The organism is Roseburia zhanii (genome assembly GCF_014287635.1).
GTDB lineage: Bacteria > Bacillota > Clostridia > Lachnospirales > Lachnospiraceae > Roseburia_B > Roseburia_B zhanii.
Genome location: NZ_JACOPH010000002.1, coordinates 231,434 through 249,239, shown reverse-complemented (window position 1 = coordinate 249,239; position 17,806 = coordinate 231,434). Strand labels below are relative to the sequence as shown.

At 40.6% G+C, this 17,806-nt stretch carries 16 protein-coding genes and 1 riboswitch; of the genes, 14 read left to right on the top strand and 2 right to left on the bottom strand.

All coding sequences use genetic code 11. The annotated features are described in order from the left end of the window. Nucleotides 1-50: 50 nt before the first annotated feature. The 3 genes from H8S17_RS04260 to H8S17_RS04250 all read left to right on the top strand — a co-directional run bounded on the left by H8S17_RS04260 (nt 51) and on the right by H8S17_RS04250 (nt 3,646). Nucleotides 51-1,379 carry an MATE family efflux transporter gene (locus tag H8S17_RS04260; RefSeq protein ID WP_186866370.1) on the top strand — a complete coding sequence of 443 codons (1,329 nt, stop codon included), beginning with the start codon at nt 51-53 and terminating at the stop codon, nt 1,377-1,379. Nucleotides 1,380-1,606: 227 nt separating this feature from the next. Continuing rightward, a riboswitch (ZMP/ZTP riboswitch) is annotated at nt 1,607-1,687 on the top strand. Between the two features lie 56 nt (nt 1,688-1,743). Next, nucleotides 1,744-2,457: an IMP cyclohydrolase gene (locus tag H8S17_RS04255; protein WP_178050314.1), complete on the top strand. Its 714-nt coding sequence runs from the start codon at nt 1,744-1,746 to the stop codon at nt 2,455-2,457. A 10-nt stretch (nt 2,458-2,467) separates the two neighbouring features. After that, nucleotides 2,468-3,646, top strand: coding sequence for a phosphoribosylaminoimidazolecarboxamide formyltransferase (locus H8S17_RS04250; RefSeq protein ID WP_178050313.1), 1,179 nt, complete (start codon nt 2,468-2,470; stop codon nt 3,644-3,646). A gap of 122 nt (nt 3,647-3,768) precedes the next feature. On the opposite strand, the gene H8S17_RS04245 is transcribed toward H8S17_RS04250, so the two are convergent. After that, the gene (locus H8S17_RS04245; RefSeq protein ID WP_186866369.1) at nt 3,769-4,932 is read right to left on the bottom strand and encodes an FprA family A-type flavoprotein; all 1,164 of its coding nucleotides are present in this window, start codon (nt 4,930-4,932) and stop codon (nt 3,769-3,771) included. Nucleotides 4,933-5,024: 92 nt separating this feature from the next. After that, nucleotides 5,025-6,287, bottom strand: a complete 1,263-nt coding sequence (locus H8S17_RS04240; protein ID WP_186866368.1) for a tRNA(Met) cytidine acetate ligase — start codon at nt 6,285-6,287, stop codon at nt 5,025-5,027. 153 nt (nt 6,288-6,440) lie between these two features. Here H8S17_RS04240 and H8S17_RS04235 point away from each other — a divergent pair, with 153 nt between their 5' ends. The 11 genes from H8S17_RS04235 (at nt 6,441) to ilvA (ending at nt 17,741) form a co-directional block, all read left to right on the top strand. Beyond that, nucleotides 6,441-7,637 (top strand): acetate kinase, encoded by a 1,197-nt coding sequence (locus H8S17_RS04235; protein WP_178050410.1) that lies wholly within the window; start codon nt 6,441-6,443, stop codon nt 7,635-7,637. Nucleotides 7,638-7,695: 58 nt separating this feature from the next. Continuing rightward, a complete protein-coding gene (locus tag H8S17_RS04230; protein ID WP_178050411.1) occupies nt 7,696-8,223 on the top strand; it encodes a YceD family protein in 528 nt (175 codons plus the stop codon). A 3-nt stretch (nt 8,224-8,226) separates the two neighbouring features. After that, nucleotides 8,227-8,406: a 50S ribosomal protein L32 gene (rpmF, locus tag H8S17_RS04225; RefSeq protein ID WP_006858546.1), complete on the top strand. Its 180-nt coding sequence runs from the start codon at nt 8,227-8,229 to the stop codon at nt 8,404-8,406. Nucleotides 8,407-8,762: 356 nt separating this feature from the next. Beyond that, nucleotides 8,763-8,981: a hypothetical protein gene (locus tag H8S17_RS04220; RefSeq protein ID WP_186866367.1), complete on the top strand. Its 219-nt coding sequence runs from the start codon at nt 8,763-8,765 to the stop codon at nt 8,979-8,981. Nucleotides 8,982-9,047: 66 nt separating this feature from the next. Beyond that, the gene (locus tag H8S17_RS04215) at nt 9,048-9,671 is read left to right on the top strand and encodes a YesL family protein (protein WP_186866366.1); all 624 of its coding nucleotides are present in this window, start codon (nt 9,048-9,050) and stop codon (nt 9,669-9,671) included. 275 nt (nt 9,672-9,946) lie between these two features. Then, nucleotides 9,947-10,969, top strand: a complete 1,023-nt coding sequence (gene plsX, locus H8S17_RS04210) for a phosphate acyltransferase PlsX (RefSeq protein WP_178050421.1) — start codon at nt 9,947-9,949, stop codon at nt 10,967-10,969. A gap of 13 nt (nt 10,970-10,982) precedes the next feature. Further along, nucleotides 10,983-11,213, top strand: a complete 231-nt coding sequence (gene acpP / locus H8S17_RS04205) for an acyl carrier protein (RefSeq protein WP_178050418.1) — start codon at nt 10,983-10,985, stop codon at nt 11,211-11,213. Between the two features lie 69 nt (nt 11,214-11,282). Continuing rightward, the gene (gene rnc / locus H8S17_RS04200) at nt 11,283-11,990 is read left to right on the top strand and encodes a ribonuclease III (protein WP_178050419.1); all 708 of its coding nucleotides are present in this window, start codon (nt 11,283-11,285) and stop codon (nt 11,988-11,990) included. Between the two features lie 16 nt (nt 11,991-12,006). After that, a complete protein-coding gene (gene smc, locus H8S17_RS04195) occupies nt 12,007-15,567 on the top strand; it encodes a chromosome segregation protein SMC (RefSeq protein WP_186866365.1) in 3,561 nt (1,186 codons plus the stop codon). 15 nt (nt 15,568-15,582) lie between these two features. Beyond that, nucleotides 15,583-16,527, top strand: coding sequence for a signal recognition particle-docking protein FtsY (gene ftsY, locus H8S17_RS04190; RefSeq protein WP_186866364.1), 945 nt, complete (start codon nt 15,583-15,585; stop codon nt 16,525-16,527). A gap of 2 nt (nt 16,528-16,529) precedes the next feature. After that, nucleotides 16,530-17,741: a threonine ammonia-lyase gene (ilvA, locus tag H8S17_RS04185; protein WP_186866363.1), complete on the top strand. Its 1,212-nt coding sequence runs from the start codon at nt 16,530-16,532 to the stop codon at nt 17,739-17,741. Nucleotides 17,742-17,806 lie beyond the last annotated feature (65 nt).

Here is a 17,806-nt window from a genome sequence, read left to right as displayed (position 1 = left end):
TGGTCAGGTTGGCATTTTTATTACAAAAGAAAGATACATGAGGCATAGAAATGCTATTTTCAAACAAAGATCTAAAAAAACTGATGATCCCGCTGATATTTGAACAGATGTTAGTCATGTTAGTTGGAATGTGCGATACGGTTATGGTATCTTCCGTAGGGGAGGCGGCTGTATCGGGTGTATCACTTGTTGATATGATCAACCAGCTGATCTTTGCAGTATTATCGGCATTAGCAACCGGAGGAGCAGTGATTTCTTCCCAGTATATCGGACATCGGGATAAAAAAAGTGCCTGTAAGACAGCGAACCAGCTTAGTATTGTCGTGCTTGCAGCAGGAGTACTGATCATGTTACTCGTACTTGCAGGGGATCGGGCAATCCTCTCACTCGTCTTTGGGGCGATCGAACCGGAGGTTATGGAAAACGCAGTAATATACTTTTTGATTTCCGGTCTGTCTTATCCATTTTTAGCATTGTATAACGCAGGTGGAGCATTATTCCGTTCGATGGGAAATTCCAAGATCACATTGCAGGTTTCTCTTATAATGAATCTTGTTAATATCGTATTTAACAGCGTATTCATCTTTGGTTTTCAGATGGGTGCGGCTGGAGCAGCATTAGGTTCATTGATCGCAAGAGCAGTTGCGGCAGTTGTGATCAATCTTCTGCTTAGAAATCAGAATTTAGATGTACATTATACGAAATGGGAACGGCCATTTCTGCATATGGATACGGTGAAAAAGATTCTCTATATCGGGATTCCAAGTGGTATAGAAAATGGTATTTTCCAGTTGGGACGAATTATCGTCGTTGCGGTGATCGCTGGATTTGGTACAACACAGATCGCAGCGAATGCGGTAGCAAATAATTTTGACGGCATCGGCTGTATTCCGGGAAATGCCATGCAGCTTGCAATGATTACTGTCGTAGGTCAGTGTGTCGGTGCCGGAGATTATAAACAGGCAGAGTATTATGTGAAAAAGATCATGAAGATATCCTTTGTGGCATTTGCCATCTGGGATGGACTTATCCTGTTGACGTTGCCATGGACGTTACAGATCTATGCTTTGTCCGAGGCAACCATGAAATTAGCAAAAATCTTGATCTTCATCCACGATGGAATGGCTATCTTTTTATGGACACCGGCATTTGTACTGCCAAATGCGCTTCGTGCGGGAAATGATGTCAAATTTACCATGGGAATTTCAATCTTTTCCATGTTTGCATTCCGTGTGGCAACAAGTTTTGTCTTAGGAGCACATTTTGGCATGGGAGCTGTTGGCGTATGGATCGCAATGATCATTGACTGGATTTTTAGGACAACTTTGTTCGTGTGGCGATTCTGTAGCAAAAAGTGGGAAAGAGTGCGTCTGGTATAAAATTATGGGGAACAGTAACAGATGATTGTTACTGTTCACACCTAACAGTGTGACCAGCAACGATTACAGCCCATTTAAAATGCCTCTACGAGGCAGGGCTGTAATCACACGATAATTAACACTATGGCGCATAACTTGACAGCGCGGTGTCAAGCTTGCGTCTGAACAGTAACAGATGATTTCTTAGATTCACTTCTTGACAAGTAGTAAGAATCATGTTTAAATGAAAATAGTTATATGACTGACGGAAAGTGGAGATTACCACATGAAGTATAACTGACACAATGCCGACCGTCTGGGCGATATGCCTAGCCGGGTTGGCTTTTTTTGTAAACTAATATACTTAATCACAGGAGGAAAATTCATGGAAATGATGTCATTAGCAGCACAGCTTAGTAAAAATGCATATCCGGGACGTGGAATCGTGATCGGTAAGAGTGAAGATGGAAAATATGCAGTTACAGCATATTTTATCATGGGGCGAAGCGAAAACAGCCGTAATCGTGTATTTGTAGAGGATGGAGAAGGTATCCGTACACAGGCATTTGATCCGGCAAAATTAAGTGATCCAAGTCTGATCATTTATGCACCGGTTCGTGTATTAGGCAACAAAACAATCGTTACAAACGGTGACCAGACAGACACCATTTATGAATTGATGGATAAACAGCAGACATTTGAACAATCTCTCCGTACAAGGGAATTTGAACCGGATGAACCAAACTATACACCGAGGATTTCCGGTATCATGCATCTTGACAACGGAAAATACAGCTATGCAATGTCAATTTTAAAGAGCAACAACGGAAATCCGGCATCCTGTAACCGTTATACTTTTGCATATGAAAATCCACAGGCAGGAGAAGGACGTTTCATTCATACATATATGAGCGATGGCAACCCGCTTCCAAGTTTTGAAGGAGAACCGGAATGGGTGAAGATCTCCGGTGACATTGACACCTTTACCAATATGGTATGGGATAACTTAAACGAAGATAACAAAGTTTCTTTATTTGTCCGTTACATTGATATTGCAACAGGAAAATACGAATCAAGGATCATCAATAAGAATAAATAGGAGAGCAAAGATGAAAGAGTTAGAATTAAAATATGGCTGTAACCCGAATCAGAAACCATCCCGTATCTATGTGGAAAATGGAGAACTGCCGATCAAAGTATTAAGCGGCAGACCGGGATATATCAATTTTTTAGATGCTTTTAACGGCTGGCAGTTAGTACGGGAATTAAAAGCAGCAACCGGACTTCCGGCAGCAACTTCTTTTAAACATGTATCACCGGCAGGTGCTGCAGTCGGACTTCCATTATCTGATGTTGAAAAGAAGATCTACTGGGTAGATGATATGGATATCGAATTTACTCCGCTTGCAAATGCTTATGCAAGAGCAAGAGGTGCAGACCGTATGTCTTCATTTGGAGATTTTATCTCACTTTCTGATGTCTGTGATAAAGCAACCGCACTGATCATCAAAAGAGAAGTATCCGACGGCGTGATCGCACCGGGATATGAACCGGAAGCATTAGAGATCTTAAAAGCTAAGAAAAATGGCAATTATAATGTGATCGAGATCGATCCGGATTATGTACCGGAACCAATCGAGAGAAAACAGGTATTTGGCATTACATTTGAACAGGGCAGAAACGAATTAAAGATCGATGATGAATTCTTTAATAACATTGTAACAGAGAATAAAGAACTCACAAAACAGGCAAAGATCGATCTTGCAATTTCCATGATCACATTAAAATATACACAGTCAAATTCTGTTTGTTATGTAAAAGACGGACAGGCAATCGGTATCGGTGCAGGACAGCAGAGCCGTATCCATTGTACACGTTTAGCAGGACAGAAAGCAGATAACTGGTTTTTACGTCAGTCACCACAGGTATTAGGACTGCAGTTCGTAGATGGTATCAGACGTGCAGACCGTGATAATGCGATCGATCTTTACATCGGTGAAGATTATATGGACGTATTAGCAGATGGCGCATGGGAAAATATTTTTAAAGTAAAACCGGAAGTATTTACCAGAGAAGAAAAACGTGCATGGTTAGATCAGATGACAGGCGTGACGCTTGGTTCAGATGCGTTCTTCCCATTTGGAGATAATATTGAAAGAGCCCATAAGAGCGGTGTACAGTATGTGGCACAGCCGGGTGGTTCTATCCGTGATGACCATGTGATCGATACCTGTAACAAGTATGGAATGGTTATGAGTTTTACAGGCATCCGTTTATTCCATCACTAATCAGAAAATATATCGAGTAAATAATTATTCAGAACCCCTTAGAATCCAAAAAACTGCTGCTTATATGCTAGCAACAGTTTTTTGGATTCTAAGGGGTTCTGAATGTTACTCAAGAAAAATAATTATCTTGTCATTTCACTGATCAAAGCTTCCATCTGTGCGATCACAGCATCATTCATCGTAGATTTGATCGTAATCACCGGTTCTGCAACTGTGATATTCTGCATGGTATCTAAAATCTCACGCATTTTCTTTGCGGCAACCGGAGCCCATGAACCATTTTCCATAAGACCGATCGTACGGTTTTTAAATCCTTTTGCCTGTAAATGATGCAGGAAATCTTCCATCGGGGAGAAGATACCGCCATCATAAGTAGCAGCAGCTAAGATCATGCGGTCATATTCAAAGGCAGATTCGATCAGTTCGGAAACCATTGTTCTTGTCACATCACATAATTCTACTTTTGTTCCGGTCTGCTCGATCATTTCAGCTAATTTCTTTGCAGCAGCAGCCGTATTTCCATGAATAGATGCATAGGCAACGACAATGCCGGATTTTTCTGCACGGTAGCTGCTCCATGTATCATACAGGTTGATATAATAGCCAAGATTTTCTTTTAATACAGGACCATGTAACGGACAGATCGTTGCAATGTCAAGTGTAGCAGCTTTCTTTAAGAGTGCCTGAACGGAAGTGCCGTATTTACCTACGATATTGAAGTAATAACGGCGTGCCTCGCAAGCCCAGTCGGTAATATCATCATTTGCAAGTGCACCGAATTTACCGAATCCGTCAGCAGAGAACAGAATCTTTTCCGACTGTTCATAAGTGACCATAACTTCCGGCCAGTGAACCATAGGAGCCATGAAAAACTGTAAAGTATGTTTTCCGATAGAAAGTGTTTCACCTTCTGTTACAACTACCTGACGGTCTGTAGTATCGATATGGAAAAACTGTGGGAGCATCGTAAATGTTTTCTGGTTTCCGATCAGTTTCATGTCCGGATACATCTCTGCGAGCCGGCCGATATTTGCTGCATGATCCGGTTCAAGATGAGAGATCACAAGGTAATCGATTGTTCTGCCATTTAGAGCTGCTTTCAGATTTGCCAGCCATGCATCCGTTGCTCTTGCATCTACAGTATCCATGACAACTACTTTTTCGTCTAAGATCACGTAAGAGTTGTAGGATACACCATCCGGTACAGGGTACTGGCTTTCAAACAGATCAATGTCAGTATCATCTACACCAATATAAAGAATGTCATTTGAAATTTCAGGTTTCATAATAGCTTATACCTCCTAAGCAAAAACGATAATTATTACTGATATGTATTATAACAGATTGTCGGAAAAAGGAAATAGTAAATTAAAAAAATTTAAAAAAAAGTAAGAATTTGACGCTGGTACTCATTTTTTTGCGGGCAGCCGCTTTTTTGTGCAGTCATTCCATAATAAAGATTGCTGGAAAATATATCTTTTTGAAAAATGGCAAGTGCATCAGGAGAAAGTTTTTTCGTATCTCTTGCAGGACTTGTAAGGATTGGCAGGCTGGATTTTTTGCGGATTACAGAAAGCAACGGTGAAGCACTTTTACGAAAACCCAACAGACGCAGATAAGGAATGTAATCGCATTTTTTCCCGATTTCATAATCAGTTTCCCTGATATTTAAAAGAATATGCAGAAGCTGGCGGCTGATCCTCGTGTGGGTAATGTCTTTACTTTTTAACAGGTCACAGAAACCCTGAAAATCTGTACAATAACGCAGGGCATTTGCGATTTTGTTTGAAAAATCAGTAGAAACATCTGCATACTGGGTATAACCTGTTTCGCTTTCAGATAAAAGTTTATAATAGAGCATAGAAGAAAAATCCTGTTCAGACAAAAGTGTCGTATCATCAGCAAAAAGATGGTCTGCACTTGCCTTTGGAACAGCAGATAAAAGAGCCTGTCTATCATCAAGAGAAAGAGGTACTGTTTGCAGCAGGGCGTGGCGGATAGCGCTTGCCGAAGAAAAGTCTTTTGTAAGTTCTGTCGAATGATAGCCACCGTCAGTACGCTGTATCGGCAGAGGTGTAATATCAGAATGACGACGCAACAGGGCTTTCTGGTATTCTAATGCAAGGATATTATTCGGTGAAGCAAGCAGCAAGTCAGGTGAATCTTTCATGCTCATACCAGAGGCTTTTATATAAGAAAGCAGGGCAGCTTCTCTTGCTTTTGGAAAAGCATAGCCTTTTTTTAAATAATGAGACAGGGAAGTGCAAAAAGCGTCCGGTTCATTGACAAGGATTTCTGCAACTGTATGAAGCAGGGGAAGATCGACTGTTTCACAGCCAAAACATACCGTATCGACACAGCCGAGAGCATCTAAAAGCGTGATTCCGGCATAGGCAAAATATTCTGCAGAGGCAGTTGCCCAGATGGCAGGAATCTCAAAGACTATGTCTGCACCATTGCAAAGAGCCATGGATGCACGGCTGTATTTGTCAGTAACAGCCGGAACACCTCTCTGGACATAGCTGCCGCTCATGGCAACGATACAAAGATCAGCAGAAGATAATTCTTTTGCTTTCCTGATCTGGTAGGCATGTCCGTTGTGAAATGGATTATATTCAGCAATGATACCGACAACTTTCATAATGTAAGCCTCCTTTTTCCTGATTTTACCATGAATAGAAAAATGTTTCAAATTTTATACATAAAAATTCCTTTTTAACATTGTTTACAAAGACAAAAAGGTTTATACTTATATATAATATGGTTAAAATTACTTAGAAGAGGAGATAGAATCATGAACGTATTAGTAATTAACTGTGGTAGTTCTTCTTTGAAATATCAGGTGATCAATTCTGATAGCGAAGAAGTATTAGCAAAAGGAATCTGTGAGCGTATTGGAATCGACGGAAGATTGGTATACCAGCCGGCAGGGGGAGAAAAAGAGATTACGGAAGCACCAATGCCAACACATACTGAGGCAGTCCGCATGGTATTAGACGCACTTGTAAATCCAAAGACCGGTGTATTAAAGAGTTTAGATGAGATCGAAGCTGTCGGACACAGATTAGTACACGGTGGTGAGAAATTTGCAAGTTCTACGATCATCAACGAAGAAGTGATCAAAGCGGTAGAAGAATGCTCCGAATTAGCACCACTTCACAATCCTGCAAACCTGATCGGGGTACATGCCTGCCAGGAAGTGCTCGGTAAAGATGTTCCGATGGTAGGTGTATTTGATACAGCATTCCATCAGACAATGCCTGCAAAAGCATATATGTACGGAATCCCATATAAATATTATGAAGATTACAAGGTTCGTAAATACGGTTTCCATGGAACCAGCCACAGCTACGTTTCCAAACGTATCGCAGAGATTTTAGGAAAACCTTATGAAGAATTAAAGATCATCGTATGCCACTTAGGCGGCGGTGCTAGTATCTGTGCAGTAGAAAACGGTAAATCCATCGATACATCCATGGGACTTTCCCCACTTGAAGGCTTAGTAATGGGAACACGTTCCGGTGACATTGATCCTTCCGCAGTAGAATATATTGCAAGAAAAGAGAACTTAGATATGGAAGGTATCTTAAATGTACTGAACAAAGAATCCGGTGCATATGGTATTTCCGGTATTTCTAGTGATTTCCGCGACCTTGAAACAGCAGCAGAAAAAGGTGACAAACGTGCAGAACTCGCAAGAAGCGTATTCTGCTACAGAGCAGCAAAATATATCGGTTCTTACATCACAGCAATGCATGGTGTAGATGTGATCTGCTTTACAGCCGGTGTTGGTGAGAATGACAACGGTGTCAGAGAAGAAATCTGCAGTTACTTTGATTACTTAGGAATTAAGATCGATAAAAACGTTAATAACAGTGTTCGTGCAGTAGAAGTAGAATTAACAACAAAAGATTCTAAGATCCCTGTATGGATGGTTCCGACAAATGAAGAATTGGCAATCTGTCGTGAAACGGTAGCTTTGGTAAAATAATCATTGACAAATGATAGAAGCGTATGTATAATTGTTTAGGTGTGAATAGGAGATACATGTGAAAGTAGATATTACAGATATACTATCGATTGAGAATAAGATCGTGGAACAGCAGGTTTTATCAGACCTTGCAGTCTTTAAATCGAAATTAGGTGAGTTTTCTATCACAAAAAAAGCACCATTCGTGTTGCATCTTGAGAATCAGGATAATAAGCGTGTGCTTATACAGGGAGAAACAGATGTAACGATTGCAATTCCTTGTGACAGGTGTTTAGAGGAAGTGTCAGTTCAAATCCATCTTGTGATCGACCGGAGATATCCGCTTGGAAATCCGTCGGCAGAGGAGGATGAAGATGCAGAGGATACAGACTATATGACTGGGTCCAATCTGGATGTAGATAGACTTATCTATGATGAGATCTTGGTAAACTGGCCTATGAAGGTTTTGTGCAGGGAAGATTGTAAAGGTATCTGCAGAAAATGTGGTACGAATCTGAACTACAAGCCTTGTTCATGTGACAGAACAGAACCTGATCCGAGAATGGCAGCTATCCAAGATGTGTTTAATCAATTTAAGGAGGTGTAACCTGTGTCAATTTGTCCAAAGAACAAATCTTCCAAAGGAAGAAGAGATAAAAGACGTGCAAACTGGAAAATGACTGCTCCGGCATTAGTAAAATGCAGCAAATGTGGCGAGTTAATGATGCCTCATAGAGTTTGCAAAAACTGTGGTTCTTACAATAAGAAAGAAATCATTCCGCAGGACTAATAACTAGAAATATGAAAATAGGGACAAGCAGAAATCAATCTGTTTGTCCCTAAAATTATATTCATATATATCTTCACTTCCAATTTCATCAATCTTAGTGTTTACACTATCATCATCATTTTTCGTTTCGTTTACCGATGAAACATTTGCAGAACTACAAATCTGAGAATAATTTTCCCATACAAATCGAGCTTTTCATAAGACAATGATGCAAAAAAAGCACATTGCTAATTCAATAAAGGCTTTATTGAATCATTAAGACGTTACACAGTAGCATCTAATGGAAATACGTAATATGAGATAAGGATTGAGCCTGTTTGCTTAATCCTTATTTTTTGCTGATTACAGCATTGTGTATGTTTATCAGAAAAAATTCTGATAAACATCAGAGAAAACTTCTGATTGCAATGCAGCTTGCAAGTGCAGTTCTTTTATGCAGTGATTCTTTTGCTTGGGGCTATCGTGGATCTGCGGGTGAACAGCGTTATAGGAAAAGGAACAGAAGTGGTAATTATCCTTCGACAGCAATAGATTGTGAAAAGAAGAAAAAGTTTGATAAACCAAAAGCTGTATGATAAGATGAGTATGCAAAAAGCCTTATCATATGGCTTTTTTGACTTTTATCACAGGAGAATAACACCATGAATTTAGGCAGTATCTTTAATTATGACAATAAATTTTTCCAATTTATCAATCAGATGGTAGACTGCATTTTTGTAAGCCTTCTGTTTCTGGTATGTTCCATTCCGGTCATTACAGCAGGAACAGCGGCAACGGCACTGTATTATACGGTCAATAAAGCGATCATCCATGGAGAAGGATATGTTTTCAGGAGCTTTATCAAAGCATTCCGCACAAATTTGAAACAGACGGTCATATTGTGGCTGATCTCATTAGGTCTTTTAGGATTTTTATTCATAGATCTGTATCTGACCTATCAGATGCTTGTAAGTAAGATGCCGGTGGGATATTTATTCTATTTCTTTCTGGTATTTTTCGTATTCCTTAGTGTCTGGATCTGTTATCTGTTTGCTTATACCGCACGATTTGAGAATACGACAAAAGAAATCTTAAAAAATGTTACTCTGATCTTGATTGCTCATTTGCCGTTCACACTTTTGATCGCAGTGATCCTTCTGTTAGCAGCAGGGCTTTTATATCTGGTTCTGCCGACAGTTCTGATCGTACCGGCAGCTGTTATGGTATCGATCAACCCCCTTTTAGAGAGGATCTTCCGTAAATATATGAGGACGCAGGAGAGTTAGGGTATCATAACAGTAACGGTAGTGGTGTTACTGTTCAGACGCAAGCTTGACACTGCGCTGTCAAGCTATGCGCCATAGTGTTAATTATTGTGTGATTACAGTCCCTTCCTCGTAGAGGCGTTTTAAATGGGCTGTAATCGCTGCTGGTCACACTGTTAGGTGTGAACAGTAACGTAGTGGTCAAACTGTTAGGGAAAAGTGTCTTGATTTATAGAAAAAGATATAGTATATTGCTAATAGGTGTGCAGAAAATGGCATACGAGGAGGAAGATGGAATGCAGGATTGTGTTAAGGTAGCTGTAGATGCCATGGGTGGTGACAATGCACCGGAAGAAATCGTAAAAGGTGCAGTAGATGCCGTAAATACAAGAAAAGACATACAGGTTATTCTTGTTGGACAGCAGGATGCAGTAGAAGCAGAATTAAAGAAATATTCATATCCTACAGAGCAGATCACTGTTGTACATGCAGAGGAGGTCATCGAAACAGCAGAACCGCCGGTAATGGCAATTCGCAAGAAAAAGCAGTCATCAATCGTAGTCGGCATGAATATGGTGAAACAAAAGGAGGCAGATGCATTTGTATCAGCCGGAAGTTCAGGAGCCATATTAGTCGGCGGACAGGTGATCGTTGGAAGGATCAAAGGTGTGGAGCGGCCTCCATTAGCACCACTTATCCCGACAGAAAAAGGTGTATCACTTTTAATTGACTGTGGTGCAAATGTGGATGCAAGACCATCCCATTTAGTACAGTTTGCAAAGATGGGTTCTATTTATATGGAACATGTAATGAATATTAAGAATCCAAAGGTTGCGATTGTAAATATCGGAGCAGAAGAAGAAAAAGGAAATGCTCTTGTCAAAGAAACATTTCCGAAGTTAAAAGAATGTAAAGATATCAATTTTGTAGGAAGCATTGAAGCCAGGGAGATACCGCATGGAGAAGCAGATGTTATTGTCTGTGAAGCATTTACGGGAAATGTCATCTTAAAATTATATGAAGGTGTCGGATCAACATTCCTTAGCATGGTAAAAAAAGGACTGATGAGCAGCCTTAGAAGTAAGATCGGTGCATTGCTGATCAAACCGGCATTAAAAGAAACGATGAAATCATTTGATGCAACTGCTTATGGGGGAGCACCCCTGTTAGGTTTGAATGGCCTTGTAGTTAAGACACATGGAAGTTCAAAAGCAGCCGAAGTGAAACATTCGATCATCCAGTGTGTGACATTCAAAGAGCAGGATATCAATGGAAAAATAAAAAAGAATATTATAGACTCTGCTGATGGAGAGGAGTAGAAAGGAAGATTTTATGGAATTTGAAAAATTAAAACAGATTATTGCTGAGGTACTTAATGTAGATGCAGACGAGATTACAATGGATACAACATTCGTAGATGATCTTGGAGCAGATTCTTTAGATATTTTCCAGATCATTATGGGAATTGAAGAAGAGTTTGATATTGAGATCCAGAATGAAGATGCTGAGAAGATCGTAACAGTTTCTGATGCAGTAGAACAGATCAAGAATGCGTTAAACTAATAAATGCATAGTAAGAATGGATAAAGCCCTTGCATGGGCTTTTTCTATTCGGATAAACAGGAGGATCATATGAGAAGACAAAACGAGTTTGAAACACTCATCGGATACGAGTTTAAAAATCCACATCTTTTACAGCAGGCATTAACACACAGTTCTTATGCGAATGAAAAGCATATGAAAAAACATTCCGATAATGAGCGTCTGGAATTTTTAGGGGATGCGGTATTAGAAGTTATTTCGAGTGAGTTTTTATTTACGAATTATCCCGATCTGCCGGAAGGGAATCTTACAAAACTGCGTGCGAGTTTAGTATGTGAGCCGACACTGGCAGCTTGCACACCGCAGATACAGTTAGGAGAATTTATCCGTCTTGGAAAAGGCGAGGATATGACCGGAGGACGTACAAGAAAATCCATTTTATCCGATGCCTTAGAAGCAGTGATCGGTGCAATTTATCTGGATGGTGGTTTTACTAATGCAAAAGAGTTTATCCTGAAATTTATTCTGACGGATATCGAGCATAAAAAGCTCTTTTATGATAGCAAGACTATCCTGCAGGAAGTCGTTCAGGGACATTATGAGGAATCGCTTAATTACAAACTGATCGGTGAAAGCGGTCCTGACCATGATAAGAGTTTTTCTGTAGAAGTGCGTATCGGTGAAAAGGTCATTGGAACAGGAACGGGACATACAAAGAAAGCCGCAGAGCAGGAGGCAGCATATCAGGCACTTCTGATTTTAAAAGCAGATGAATTAAAAGCAGCAGGAAAACAATAGGAAACCGGGGGAAGATATGTATTTAAAAAGTATTGAGGTGCATGGATTTAAGTCCTTTGCAAATAAAATCGTCCTTGATTTCCACAATGGGATCACCGGTATTGTCGGCCCGAACGGAAGTGGAAAGAGCAATGTTTCAGATGCTGTCCGCTGGGTATTAGGAGAGCAGAGGGCAAAACAGCTTCGAGGCTCTAGTATGCAGGATGTTATTTTTGCGGGAACAGAGAACCGGAAACCTTTAAGTTATGCATATGTGGCGATCACGTTAGATAATTCCGATCATATGTTAGATATTGATTTTAAAGAAGTGACCGTTGCAAGAAGAGTATACCGCTCTGGAGAGAGTGAATATCTGATCAATGGAAGTCCATGCCGTCTTAAGGATGTACAGGAATTATTTTATGATACCGGTATCGGTAAAGAAGGCTATTCGATCATCGGACAGGGACAGATCGAGCGTATCTTAAACGGCAGACCGGAAGAACGCAGGGAACTCTTTGACGAAGCAGCAGGAATCGTAAAATATAAACGAAGAAAAGTAGCAGCACAGAAAAAGCTAGAGATCGAACGGGAGAATCTGGTGCGTATCAATGATATTTTAAGCGAATTAGAGCGTCAGGTAGGACCGTTAGAGCGTCAGTCAGAAAAGGCGAAGATCTATTTAAAGAAAAGAGAAGAATTAAAGACATATGATGTTAATATGTTTTTATTAGAAGTAGAACGTATCGACAGTCAGATGAAAGAAGTCCTTTCGAATTATCAGATCGCAGATGCACAGTTAAAAGAAACAACAGCAGCTTATGATAAGACCAAAGAAGAATACGAGAAAATGGAGGCAGCCATTGAAAAAATGGATGCGGATATCACATCTGCAAGGGAAAATCTTAGTAATTCAACGGTCTTAAAGGGAAAATTAGAAGGACAGATCAATGTCTTAAATGAACAGATCAAAGCAGCCGAGATGTCAGATGAGCATTTCAGAAGCCGAGTGGCAGAGATTGAGGCGGACAAGCAGGAAAAGATCAGGCAGAAAGAATCCTTTGAAGCAGAAAAGGGACGTTTGGATCAGCTGTTAGAAGAAGTATCGCTCCGCAGACAGAAGGCAGAAAAAGAACTGCGTGAATTACAGGATCATATCAAAGAATGTAATGAAGGCATCGAAAATGGCAAGAATGAATTATTAGAATTATTAAATCACAAGGCTGCCATTCAGGCAAGAGGACAGAAATTCGATACGATGATCGAACAGGTCAATATTCGGAAAGCCCAGTTAAACCAGAGATTGTTGCAAAGAAAGAGCGAAGAATCGAATTTAGATGTACTGTTAGAAGAGCAGAAACAGGCATTAAATGAGATTGTCGATGCGATCACGCAGTTAAAAGAAGAACAGGACAAGCTGACCGCACAGCAGCAGTCATGGAAAGAAAAACTTGCAGAAGTAAACCGCAATTTAGACGAAGATACGACCAAGTATCATAAAGCCGCATCACGGTTAGAGTCTTTGCGTAATATTGCTGAAAAATATGACGGCTATGGAAACAGCATCCGAAAAGTCATGGAGCAGAAAGAAAAAGAACCCGGACTTTTAGGAGTGGTATCGGATCTTATTAAAGTAGAAAAGAAATACGAAACAGCGATCGAAACGGCGTTAGGCGGCAGTATTCAGAATATTGTCACGGAAGATGAACAGACTGCAAAACGGATGATTACATATCTAAAGCAGAACCGGTTAGGAAGGGCAACTTTTCTGCCACTGACTTCTGTAGATGGAAAAGGCGGTATCCGTACACCGGAGGCATTAAAAGAAAAAGGTGTCATCGGGCTTGCCAATACTTTAGTACAGCATGAAGAAAAATATCGTGGAGTCATCAGCTATCTGTTAGGACGTGTGGTAGTTACAGATACGATCGATAATGCGATCGCACTTGCAAAGAAATACCATCATTCACTTTCCATCGTTACGTTAGAGGGAGAATCCTTACGTCCGGGCGGTTCTATGACAGGTGGAGCGTTTAGAAACAGCAGTAACCTCTTAGGAAGAAATCGGGAGATCGAAAATCTTACCGTCGAAGTGGATCATCTGAAACAGGCATTGATCCGTCATAGAGAAAGACGAGAGGAAATCTTGACCGCACAGGCACTTTTAAATGATGATATGGAAACTGTCAAGGAAAAACTCCAGCAGCAGTACCTGTTAGAAAATACAGCGAAGATCAACGCAGAACGTGCAGGCAGACAGAAAGAAGAAAGTGAAAACGTATTTAAGAATCTCCAGAATGAAAGTGCAGATCTTGACCGTCAGATCAAAGAAGTAAAATTCCAGAAGGAACAGGCACTTGCAGAAATTGAAGCGGCAAAGCAGAGAGAAGCAGAGATCGCAGAAGAAAGTGAAGCCTACCAGAGCCAGTTAGACGAGCAGATCTATTTAGAGAGCAGCGTCAATAAAACGTTTTCCGAAGTGCAGATGGAAGAAGCGAATATCAGACAAAAGAGTGAATTTGCCGAAGAAAACCGTAAGCGTGTCACCGCAGAAATAGAACGGTGTGACGCACAGGTAGAGGAACTTTCCACAGAAGTTGCATCAGCAAAAGAAGATGCAGAAAAGAAAAAACAGGATATCGAAGAAATCCGTCAGACAATTCTTGCATCAGATACAGAATATGCACGTTTAGAAAAAGAATTAGAAGAAAAAACGAAGCAGAAAGAACAGATGGCAGCAGAGCATAAGGGATTTTTCCGGAAAAGAGAAGAAATCTCTGACCGCATGGGTGTCTTAGACAAAGAAATCTTCCGTTTGAACAGCCAGAAAGAAAAACTAGAAGAAGCAAAAGAGCGGCAGACAAATTATATGTGGGATGAATACGAATTAACTCTGCATAAAGCCATGGAACTGCGGGATGAGACCTATGAGAATTTAAGTGAGTTAAAACAGCAGATCGCGCAGATCAAAGACGAGATCAAACGGTTAGGCGATGTTAATGTCAATGCGATCGAGGAGTATAAAGAAATATCAGAGCGGTATGAGTTTTTAAAGACACAGCATGATGATCTCGTCGAAGCAGAGGCAACCTTAGTTGGCATCATTGAAGAATTAGATACCGGTATGCGGAAACAGTTTACAGAGAAATTTGCACAGATCCAGACAGAATTTGACAAGGCATTCAAGGAACTTTTTGGCGGTGGAAAAGGAACATTGGAATTAGTGGAAGATGAAGATATCCTAGAATGTGGCATCCGTATCATTGCACAGCCGCCGGGCAAGAAACTGCAGAATATGATCCTGTTATCCGGTGGAGAAAAAGCACTGACAGCGATCGCACTGTTATTTGCAATACAGAACTTAAAACCATCACCGTTTTGTCTGTTAGATGAGATCGAAGCAGCATTAGATGATTCAAATGTCGGACGTTATGCAAAATATCTGCACAAGCTGACGAAAAATACACAGTTTATCGTTATTACCCATAGGCGGGGTACAATGGCAGCGGCAGACCGTTTATATGGAATCACGATGCAGGAAAAAGGTGTATCGACTTTAGTATCAGTTGACTTGATCGAAAATGATCTGGATAAATAGGAAAAGGAGAGCAGTATGGGCGAAGAAAAAAAAGGATTTTTTGGAAGGTTAGTTGCAGGACTGACAAAAACAAGAGATAATATTGTATCCGGTATAGATTCTATTTTCAGCGGATTTTCGAGTATTGATGATGATTTTTATGAGGAGATCGAAGAAATCCTTATCATGGGTGATCTCGGTGTGAAAGCAACAGAGGAGATCATCGAGAATCTGAAAGCGAAAGTAAAAGAAAATAAGATCAAAGAGCCGGCAGCATGTAAACAGTTACTGATCGACAGTATCAAAGAACAGATGCGTGTGGAAGATACAGCATACCGTTTTGAAGAAGAAAAGTCTGTCGTACTTGTGATCGGTGTAAATGGTGTCGGAAAGACAACAACCGTCGGAAAGTTAGCAGGCAAATTAAAAGATCAGGGCAGGAAAGTTGTGATTGCGGCAGCCGATACGTTTCGTGCAGCGGCAGGCGACCAGTTAGCAGAATGGGCGAATCGTGCCGGAGTAGAGATGATCGGCGGACAGGAAGGAGCCGATCCGGCATCCGTTGTATTCGATGCAGTAGCTTCTGCAAAGTCAAAAGGTGCAGATGTACTCCTTTGTGATACCGCAGGCAGATTGCACAACAAAAAGAACCTGATGGAAGAATTACGAAAGATGAACCGTATCATCGATAGAGAATTTCCGGATGCATACCGGGAAACTTTAGTAGTCTTAGATGCAACGACCGGACAGAATGCACTTTCACAGGCAAAGCAGTTCGGGGAAGTGGCAGATATTACAGGAATCGTTTTAACGAAGATGGATGGAACAGCAAAGGGCGGTATCGCCGTTGCGATCCAGTCAGAATTAAATATCCCGGTCAAATATATCGGAGTCGGTGAAACAATCGAAGATTTACAGAAATTTGATGCAGACGAATTTGTGAATGCATTATTTAAAACAGATGGAAACGAGGAGGAATAGACATGCTGACATTAGATAAATTTGAAGAAGCAAGCGAAAAAGTAAAAGAGGTTACACTTGAAACCAAACTGGTATACAGTGATTATCTGAGTAACCAGACAGGAAATAAGGTTTATTTAAAACCGGAAAATATGCAGTTTACCGGTGCTTATAAAGTACGTGGAGCGTATTATAAGATCAGCACTTTATCCGAAGAAGAACGTGCAAAGGGATTGATCACAGCCTCCGCAGGAAATCATGCGCAGGGCGTTGCTTATGCAGCAAAATGCTATGGTGCAAAAGCAGTCATTGTCATGCCGACAACGACACCGCTCATCAAAGTCAACCGTACAAAGAGTTATGGTGCAGAAGTTGTTCTTTATGGTGATGTGTATGATGAAGCATGTGCACACGCATATGAGTTAGCAGAGAAAAACGGCTATACATTCATTCATCCATTTGACGATCTTGCAGTAGCAACCGGACAGGGAACGATCGCCATGGAGATTTTTAAAGAACTGCCGTTAGTAGAATATATCTTAGTACCGATCGGCGGCGGCGGACTTGCAACCGGTGTATCTACTTTAGCAAAACTGTTAAATCCGAAGATCAAAGTGATCGGTGTAGAACCGGCAGGTGCAAGCTGTATGAAAGCATCTTTTGAAGCCGGAAAAGTGACAACACTTCCAACTGTCAATACGATCGCAGACGGAACCGCAGTTAAGACTCCGGGAAGTAATGTTTTCCCATATATCCAGAAAAACTTAGATGAGATCATTACCGTGGAAGATGATGAATTGGTTGTTGCATTCTTAGATATGGTAGAAAATCATAAGATGATAGTCGAAAATTCCGGTCTGCTTACTGTTGCAGCATTAAAACACTTAAATGTCAAAGATAAGAGAGTTGTATCTATTTTAAGCGGTGGAAATATGGATGTCATTACAATGTCTTCCGTTGTACAGCAGGGATTGATCTTACGTGACCGTATCTTTACCGTATCCGTATTACTTCCGGATAAGCCGGGTGAACTGACAAAAGTAGCAGATACGATCGCAAAAGAACAGGGAAATGTCATTAAGTTAGAGCACAACCAGTTTGTAAGCATCAACAGAAGTGCAGCAGTAGAACTCCGTATTACGTTAGAATGTTTTGGAACAGAACATAAAAGACAGATCATGAAAGCATTAGAAAAAGCGCAGTTTAAACCAAAGCAGGTGCGTACGAGTCTGTAATATCACAATAACAGATTAACGTTTGTAAAACCGCAAACGGTAATCAGCATAGAAAGAGGGTATGA

Bases quoted from the DNA above. Each gene is read 5' to 3' on its own strand.
- H8S17_RS04260 (WP_186866370.1), top strand. From the start codon at position 51: ATGCTATTTTCAAACAAAGATCTAAAAAAACTGATGATCCCGCTGATA.
- H8S17_RS04255 (WP_178050314.1), top strand. From the start codon at position 1,744: ATGGAAATGATGTCATTAGCAGCACAGCTTAGTAAAAATGCATATCCG.
- H8S17_RS04250 (WP_178050313.1), top strand. From the start codon at position 2,468: ATGAAAGAGTTAGAATTAAAATATGGCTGTAACCCGAATCAGAAACCA.
- H8S17_RS04245 (WP_186866369.1), bottom strand. From the start codon at position 4,932: ATGAAACCTGAAATTTCAAATGACATTCTTTATATTGGTGTAGATGAT.
- H8S17_RS04240 (WP_186866368.1), bottom strand. From the start codon at position 6,287: ATGAAAGTTGTCGGTATCATTGCTGAATATAATCCATTTCACAACGGA.
- H8S17_RS04235 (WP_178050410.1), top strand. From the start codon at position 6,441: ATGAACGTATTAGTAATTAACTGTGGTAGTTCTTCTTTGAAATATCAG.
- H8S17_RS04220 (WP_186866367.1), top strand. From the start codon at position 8,763: ATGTTTATCAGAAAAAATTCTGATAAACATCAGAGAAAACTTCTGATT.
- H8S17_RS04215 (WP_186866366.1), top strand. From the start codon at position 9,048: ATGAATTTAGGCAGTATCTTTAATTATGACAATAAATTTTTCCAATTT.
- plsX (WP_178050421.1), top strand. From the start codon at position 9,947: ATGCAGGATTGTGTTAAGGTAGCTGTAGATGCCATGGGTGGTGACAAT.
- acpP (WP_178050418.1), top strand. From the start codon at position 10,983: ATGGAATTTGAAAAATTAAAACAGATTATTGCTGAGGTACTTAATGTA.
- rnc (WP_178050419.1), top strand. From the start codon at position 11,283: ATGAGAAGACAAAACGAGTTTGAAACACTCATCGGATACGAGTTTAAA.
- smc (WP_186866365.1), top strand. From the start codon at position 12,007: ATGTATTTAAAAAGTATTGAGGTGCATGGATTTAAGTCCTTTGCAAAT.
- ftsY (WP_186866364.1), top strand. From the start codon at position 15,583: ATGGGCGAAGAAAAAAAAGGATTTTTTGGAAGGTTAGTTGCAGGACTG.
- ilvA (WP_186866363.1), top strand. From the start codon at position 16,530: ATGCTGACATTAGATAAATTTGAAGAAGCAAGCGAAAAAGTAAAAGAG.